5 protein-coding genes and 2 pseudogenes are annotated in these 7661 nt (G+C 59.2%); 4 read left to right on the top strand and 3 right to left on the bottom strand.

Annotated elements, in window-relative coordinates:
- Nucleotides 1-114: pseudogene (locus ACOZK9_RS20510) on the top strand (IS110 family transposase); the annotation flags it as partial.
- Between the two features lie 88 nt (nt 115-202).
- Here the strand turns inward: ACOZK9_RS20510 and gbdR are convergent.
- Complete coding sequence (gene gbdR, locus ACOZK9_RS20505) at nt 203-1306, bottom strand: choline metabolism transcriptional regulator GbdR (RefSeq protein WP_058415176.1); 1104 nt, start codon at nt 1304-1306, stop codon at nt 203-205.
- A gap of 435 nt (nt 1307-1741) precedes the next feature.
- Nucleotides 1742-1977 (bottom strand): annotated as a pseudogene (locus ACOZK9_RS20500) (serine dehydratase beta chain); the annotation flags it as partial.
- Nucleotides 1978-2391: 414 nt separating this feature from the next.
- Between ACOZK9_RS20500 and ACOZK9_RS20495 the strand changes: the two are divergent.
- From ACOZK9_RS20495 to choV, 3 genes are all read left to right on the top strand, one after another.
- Entirely contained in the window at nt 2392-3339 is a 948-nt protein-coding gene (locus ACOZK9_RS20495) for a choline ABC transporter substrate-binding protein (RefSeq protein WP_152750674.1), read from the top strand.
- Between the two features lie 68 nt (nt 3340-3407).
- A complete protein-coding gene (choW, locus tag ACOZK9_RS20490) occupies nt 3408-4253 on the top strand; it encodes a choline ABC transporter permease subunit (protein ID WP_058415173.1) in 846 nt (281 codons plus the stop codon).
- The gene (gene choV, locus ACOZK9_RS20485; RefSeq protein WP_058415172.1) at nt 4250-5428 is read left to right on the top strand and encodes a choline ABC transporter ATP-binding protein; all 1179 of its coding nucleotides are present in this window, start codon (nt 4250-4252) and stop codon (nt 5426-5428) included. The genes choW and choV overlap by 4 nt, the downstream gene beginning before the upstream one ends.
- A gap of 155 nt (nt 5429-5583) precedes the next feature.
- Here the strand turns inward: choV and ACOZK9_RS20480 are convergent, their stop codons facing one another.
- Nucleotides 5584-7518 carry a BCCT family transporter gene (locus ACOZK9_RS20480; protein ID WP_341869428.1) on the bottom strand — a complete coding sequence of 645 codons (1935 nt, stop codon included), beginning with the start codon at nt 7516-7518 and terminating at the stop codon, nt 5584-5586.
- Between the last annotated feature and the right edge of the window lie 143 nt (nt 7519-7661).

The following is a 7661-nucleotide window of genomic DNA, read 5'->3' as shown; positions in this document are numbered from 1 at the left end:
ACTCAGGCCCTGGTCATCATCGCCCGCAAGCTGGCTCGCATCGCGTTTTCTCTCATGAAAAACCTGAGCGAATACCAGTCGAAAGCGGTTTTGGAGGCTTCCCCAAAACCATAGAATCTCCCACAGTGATTGTGTTCACAACTCAAAATGTGGGAGCGGCGGTGCGACGATTCGACTTGCTCGCGATAGCAGGCGACCCGGTCTACAGCCTTACACTGGCAAACGTCGACTCATTGCGCGCCTGGCTCAACGCCGACAACGGCCCCGACAACGGTGACAACACCAGCGCCTGCGGAATCGGCAGCATCGCCACTTGCTGCGTGGTGTTGGAACCGACGCGCTCATCGCGTGGCGGAATGCCGAAATATTCGCGGTAGCACTTGGAGAAGTGCGGCGTCGACACAAACCCGCACACCGAGGCCACTTCGATAATCGACATCGGCGTTTGCTTGAGCAACTGCCGCGCACGAATCAGGCGCAGCTTGAGGTAATAGCGCGACGGCGAGCAGTGCAGGTATTTTTGAAACAACCGCTCCAACTGCCGACGCGATACGGCCACATACACCGCCAGTTCGTCCAGGTCGATCGGCTCTTCGAGGTTGGCTTCCATCAGCGCGACAATTTCCTGCAGCTTCGGCTGGTTGGTGCCGAGCATGTGCTTGAGCGGCACGCGCTGGTGGTCCTGCTCGTTGCGGATGCGTTCGTACACAAACATCTCGGAGATGGCGGCAGACAATTCACGGCCGTGGTCGCGGCTGATCAGGTGCAGCATCATGTCCAGCGGCGCAGTGCCGCCAGAGCTGGTGAAGCGGTTGCGGTCGAGGGTGAACAGGCGTGTGCTCATGGCCACGCGCGGGAAGGCTTCCTGCATCGACGCCAGGCATTCCCAGTGCACGCTGCAATCAAACCCATCGAGCAAACCCGCGCACGCCAACGCCCAACTGCCGGTGCACACAGCGCCGAGACGCCGCGACTGGCGCGCTTGGCTTTGCAGCCACGACACATGCTCGCGGGTGACGGTGCGCTGGATACCGACGCCGCCGCACACGATCACCGTGTCCAGCGCCGGCGCTTTGTGCATGGAGGCATCGGGGGTGATTTGCAGACCATCGCTGGCCCACACCTGGTTGCCGTCGACGCTCAGGGTTGTCCAGCGATAGAGCTCGCGGCCGGACAGTTGGTTGGCCATGCGCAGCGGTTCCACGGCGGACGCCAGGGAAATCAGCGTGAAATTGTCCAGCAGCAAAAAGCCGATGGATTGGGGCGCACGGTTCTGGGGTTGAGCCCCTGAGTTGGACGACGTCATCGCGGTATCTCCTCACACAAAGCGGGTGATGGCCTCAGGCGAGGCTCTTGTTATTGCGCTCTGTTCCCGAGCGATAAAAAGCGAAGGGAGAGAGGCTTTGAATGGATAGAGCAAATGCCATGCCCAAAATTGAATGACCATTCAATAACTCCTGAAAACGACCTGTTGACGTGTCTATATAAGCCCACGCAAGAAGTGCGGGATATGCCTCGAAAAACGCGTAGCCGTTGTCCGCTCAAGGTGTGTGAGCAGTTCGGTAGCACTTGTGTGAAGTGCGCTTTGCGGGCGTAGGAAAATTCTGTCACCACACGCACAGGTGACAGCGGGTCAGGCCGGGATTTGCTCGAAAGCGACTTATCTGTTTGCGACGCGCTAAAAGGTGGCGCTTTTGGAGTGGGGTGTGCACTTTATGAGCAGTAGTGGCTGCACCACCGCTATCGTGTCTGGCCACTCGCCCATCGGGTCCATAATGGCGGCGGTGTGCTGCCGTGACCGATGCCGGTGGCCGATAAAGACCCGTAACGCTGAACTTCGACCCGCCTGACTTGTTCCAACAGTTCACGTTCACGCAATGCCTGGACGAACAACGCCGCTGCGCGCATGGGGCCGACGGTGTGAGACCTCGAAGGCCCGATGCCGATCTTGAACAGGTCGAAAACGAAAACGCTGATCGCCATTGCCGTGCAACGCCTCGGTGAGCACAGGCCAGGCACCAGCGAGCTACACGGCCCAGATCGCGGCATCATCAGGCTTTTGCCCGTCATCAAGCCGTCTCATACCGACGTAACCATGCTAACCAGCGTCGCCCGTGCGCAATCGTCAGTTTTGGCCGTTTTTAACTGTGCATATCGGTAAAAACTACAGTTTTGCGGTTAAAAAAAGCTGTAAGCGACGTCACCGACACTGGATACGACCATCCCTGTACTGGATACGACGCCCCCTGTAGGCGTCAGATTTTCACTGGTACATGATCAGTCTCGACTCGTTTGCAAGGCACCGTGCCAGAGCTGTCTGTCGCACGTCCCAACCGCAACCCTTATAAAGCGCGGCGAATGCCGCCAGAAAAGACACAGGAGTCTACCCCCATGAAAGGTTCACCCTCGTTGTTGTTGGCCGCCATGTTGAGTCTGCCGGTGATGGCACACGCCGCAGAACCGGAACAGTGCAAGACCGTTAACTTCTCTGATGTCGGCTGGACCGACATCACCGTGACCACCGCCACCACCAGCGAAGTCCTCAAGGGCCTGGGCTACAAGCCGCGCACCACGATGATTTCGGTCCCGGTCACCTACAAGTCGCTGGCCGACGGCAAGAACATGGACATCTTCCTCGGCAACTGGATGCCGACCATGGAGAACGACATCAAGCAGTACCGCGATGCCGGCAGCGTAGAAACCGTGCGCGCCAACCTGGAGAACGCCAAGTACACCCTGGCCGTCCCCGAGGCGCTGTATGACAAGGGCCTGAAAGACTTTGCCGACATCGTGAAATTCAAGGATGAGCTGGACGGCAAAATCTACGGCATCGAACCAGGCAACGACGGTAACCGCACCATTCAAACCTTGATCGACAAGGATGCCTTCGGCCTGAAAACCGCAGGTTTCAAGGTGGTCGAGTCAAGCGAAGCCGGGATGCTCTCGCAAGTTGAGCGTGCCACCAAACGCGGCAAGGCCATCGTGTTCCTTGGCTGGGAACCGCACCCGATGAACACCCGCTTCAAGATGAAATACCTGACCGGCGGTGATGATTCGTTCGGCCCCAACTACGGCCAGGCCACCATCTACACCAACGTGCGCAAGGGCTACACGCAGGAATGCAGCAACATTGGCCAACTGCTGAAAAACCTCTCGTTCACGTTGAACATGGAAAGCACCCTGATGGGCAACGTGCTCGACGACAAGATGAAGCCCGACGCCGCAGCCAAGGCCTGGCTGAAGAAGAACCCGCAAGTACTCGACACCTGGCTCGCCAATGTGACCACCGTGGACGGCAAGCCAGGGCTTGAGGCCGTCAAAGCCTATCTCGACAAGTAAGCCTGTTGACCCCGGGCCGGTGCGCTGGCCCGGGATGTTTTTCCCTTCGCATGTGGACCTTCACTACCATGCTGACTGAACATAAAATCCCGCTGGGCCAGTACATCGCTGCCTTCGTCGATTGGTTGACCGAACACGGCGCCAACTATTTCGACGCAATCGCATCGACCCTGGAAACGATGATCCACGGCGTGACGTTTGCGCTGACCTGGTTCAACCCGCTGGCATTAATCGGTCTGGTTGCGCTACTCGCTCACTTTATTCAACGTAAATGGGGCCTGACGGTTTTTGTGATTGCCTCCTTCCTGCTGATCCTGAACCTGGGGTACTGGCAGGAAACCATGGAAACCCTCGCGCAAGTGCTGTTCGCGACCCTGGTTTGCGTGGTCATCGGTGTGCCGCTGGGCATTATCGCCGCGCACAAACCGATGTTTTATACGCTGATGCGGCCGGTGCTCGATCTGATGCAGACCGTACCGACCTTCGTCTACCTCATCCCTACCCTGACCCTCTTCGGGCTGGGTGTGGTGCCCGGGCTGATTTCCACCGTGGTGTTCGCGATTGCGGCGCCGATCCGCCTGACCTACCTGGGCATCCGCGATGTGCCGCAAGAGTTGATGGACGCCGGCAAGGCCTTCGGTTGCTCGCGCCGTCAGTTGCTCTCGCGTATCGAACTGCCGCACGCCATGCCGAGCATCGCTGCCGGCATTACCCAATGCATCATGCTGTCGTTGTCGATGGTGGTGATCGCGGCCCTGGTGGGCGCCGACGGCCTCGGCAAGCCGGTGGTCAACGCGCTGAACACCGCCGACATTGCCTTGGGCTTTGAAGCAGGTCTGGCGATCGTATTGCTGGCCATCATGCTTGACCGCATCTGCAAACAACCCGACGCCAAAACTGGGGGTGATGCATGAGCATTATTCGATTCGACAAGGTCGACGTGATCTTTTCCAAAGACCCACGCGAAGCGCTCAAGCTGCTCGACCAAGGCATGAGCCGTAACGAAATCCTGAAAAAGACCGGGCAAATTGTCGGCGTTGAAAACGCCAGCCTGGATGTAGAGAAAGGCGAAATCTGTGTGCTGATGGGCTTGTCGGGCTCCGGCAAGTCGAGCTTGCTGCGCTGCATTAACGGGCTCAATACCGTCAGCCGTGGTCAGTTGTTTGTGGAGCATGAAGGCCGTCAGATCGACATCGCCTCGTGCACGCCCGCCGAGCTGAAAATGATGCGCACCAAACGCATCGCCATGGTGTTCCAGAAGTTCGCCTTGATGCCTTGGCTGACGGTGCGCGAGAACATCAGCTTTGGCCTTGAGATGCAGGGCCGCCCGGAAAAAGAGCGGCGCAAGTTGGTGGATGAAAAACTGGAGCTGGTGGGCCTGACCCAGTGGCGCAACAAGAAGCCCGACGAGCTGTCCGGCGGCATGCAGCAACGCGTCGGCCTGGCCCGTGCCTTGGCGATGGACGCCGACATTCTGCTGATGGATGAACCCTTCTCCGCGCTCGACCCGCTGATTCGCCAAGGCCTGCAAGATGAACTGCTGGAGCTGCAACGCAAGCTGAGCAAGACCATCGTGTTTGTCAGCCATGACCTGGATGAAGCACTCAAGCTGGGCAGCCGCATCGCAATCATGAAAGACGGCAAGATCATCCAGCACAGCGTGCCGGAAGAGATCGTGCTGAACCCGGCGGATGACTATGTGCGCACCTTCGTCGCGCACACTAATCCGCTGAACGTGCTCTGCGGTCGCAGCCTGATGCGCACAGTGGACAACTGCACCCATGTGAACGGCTCGATCAGCCTGGACCCGGGCGGCGACTCCTGGCTGGACCTCACCGAAGGCAACGTGATCAAGGGCGCCCGCCAGAACGGCACAGCGTTGAACCTGCAGAACTGGGCACCGGGGCAACCGGTAGAAGGTTTGGGCCGCGTGCCGACGCTGGTGGATTCCAATATCGGCATGCGCGATGCGTTGCAGATTCGTTACCACACCGGGAATAAGTTAGTGCTGCAGGACAACAACCAGGTGGTGGGGATATTGGGCGACAGCGAGCTTTACCACGCCCTGCTCGGCAAAAACCTCGGCTAACCCAACACCCCAAACCCCACTGAAAAAACGCGGTCAGTGTGGGAGGGGGCTTGCTCCCGATAGCGGTGCAACAGTAGCAGCTGTGCTGACTGAAACACCGCCATAGGGAGCATGCCCCCTCCCACAGTTGAGCGCATTCCCACCGGGCTCAATCATCAGCTATAGACACGGCCAAGGAGCTGCCGATGGCTTTCAAACTGATCGAGCACGTCCCGGGTGATTTGTTCCTGGGCAAAGCCCATCAGGTCGTATTCCTGAGGCCCGTTGTGCAGGTAAACCTCGGCCCGGTAGTAACGCGTGCGCTCTTCCTCGGGCAAGTCGCCTGGGGCCGACGAGTAAGCATCCAGGCTCACTTCGTAAACGAACGGGTTGCCCTCCTCCATCTCGATGCGCAGACCAATACAGCGTTTGGATTTGCCCAACAGGGTCTGCACGTCCAGCCCCTGATCACGCAACGCCGTCGCCGCCTCTTCCAGCGCCGGCGTTACGTGCTTGTCCATAAAGCGCTGCACGGTGGCCTGGCTCGGTTGCAGGTCCAGCGCGGTCAAACGCTCGCTGAAACCACGGCGGCCACGCTCGGCCAGTTGCGCCTGCTCCTGTTCGATCGCCACGTCCTGGCGCATGGCCTTGTGCAAACCGAACATGAACAGAATCAGCACCACCGAAAACGGCAGCCCCGCCAACACCACCATGGTTTGCATGGCTTCGAAGTTGCCCGCAAACAGCAGGCCGATGGTCACCAGAGTGATCACCGCCGACCAGAAGATACGCAGCCAGTGCGGCGCATCTTCGTCCACGTTGCCGCCGGTGCACGACAGGTTAGCCATCATCACCGCGCCGGAATCCGCCGGGGTCAGGAACAACACAAAGCCGACGAAAATCGACACGCCGATCACGATGTTCGACGCCGGGTAATGCTCAAGCAACTGGTAGATGGCCATCGACGGTTGTTCCAGCGCCGTCTTGCCCAGTTCCACCGCACCGTGGTTCAGCACCAGGTCCAGCGCCGAGTTACCGAAGATCGACAGCCACGCCAGGGTGAAGCCCAGCGGAATCAACAGCACGCCGGCCACCAGTTCACGCACGGTGCGACCACGCGAAATACGCGCGATGAACATGCCCACGAACGGCGCCCACGAAATCCACCACGCCCAGTAGAACAGGGTCCACAGGCCCATCCAGCGCTCGGTCTTGTCGGCGTCGCCTGCGTACACATAAAGGTCGAAGGTTTTCAGCACAATGCCGTTGAGGTAATCGCCGGTGTTTTGCACCAAGCCATTGAGCAGGTGCAGGGTGGGGCCGAACAGCAACACGAAGATCAGCAAACCGCTGAACAGCACGATGTTGAGGTTCGACAGGCGGCGAATACCGTTTTCCACACCCGACACGGCGGCGATGGTCGCCACAGTGCTCATCACGATGATCACGATCAACAGGTTGGTGTTGCTGTGCTGCATGCCGAACAGGTTTTCCAACCCGGACGACACCTGCATCGAGCCGATGCCCAGGTTCGTCACCAGGCCGAGCAAGGTCACGAACATGCCAAAACCGTCCACCGCATGGCCAGCCGCGCCTTTTACCCAGCGTTCGCCCACCAGCGGGTACAACGCCGAACGCAACGCCAGCGGCTGGTTATGCCGGTACGCAAAGTACGCCACGGCCAAGCCGACCAGCGCGTAAATCGCCCAGCCGTGCAGGCCCCAATGCAGGAACGTCAGTTGCAACGCCTGGCGTGCCGCACCGTTGCTGGCGGCCGCGCCTTCGGGCGGGTTGAAGTAGTGGTCCAGCGGCTCGGAGGCGCCGAAGTACAGCAGCGAGATGCCGATGCCCGACGAGAACAACATGCCGGCCCAGGCGCCGTAGCTGAAATCCGGGGTGTCGTCCTTGCTGCCCAGTTTCAATTTGCCGTACGAGGAAAACGCCAGGCCAACCACGAACACGAGGTAGGCGGCGATGACCACCATGTAATACCAGCCAAAGCTTTTCGACAGCCAGGCCTGCGCTACACCCAGCATGCGCCCGGCCTCCTGCGGGGCGATGATCAAAATGGCGGTCAACAACAGAATCAGCGCGGTGGAGGTGTAAAACACCCAACCGTTGACCCTTACCTTTTCCGGCGGGGTCTTTATAAGAGAGGCAGAACTCATGGCGCAGATGCTCCAGGCAGTGCTAGAGAGAGAAACACAAGGCAACGGTTATCCCGGAACATCGATTTTTCGGCAGTCGACGGACG

Origin of the sequence: Pseudomonas kitaguniensis, assembly GCF_049199985.1 — a bacterium.
GTDB classification, from domain to species: domain Bacteria; phylum Pseudomonadota; class Gammaproteobacteria; order Pseudomonadales; family Pseudomonadaceae; genus Aquipseudomonas; species Aquipseudomonas kitaguniensis.
This window is presented reverse-complemented; position numbering and strand designations above follow the sequence as displayed.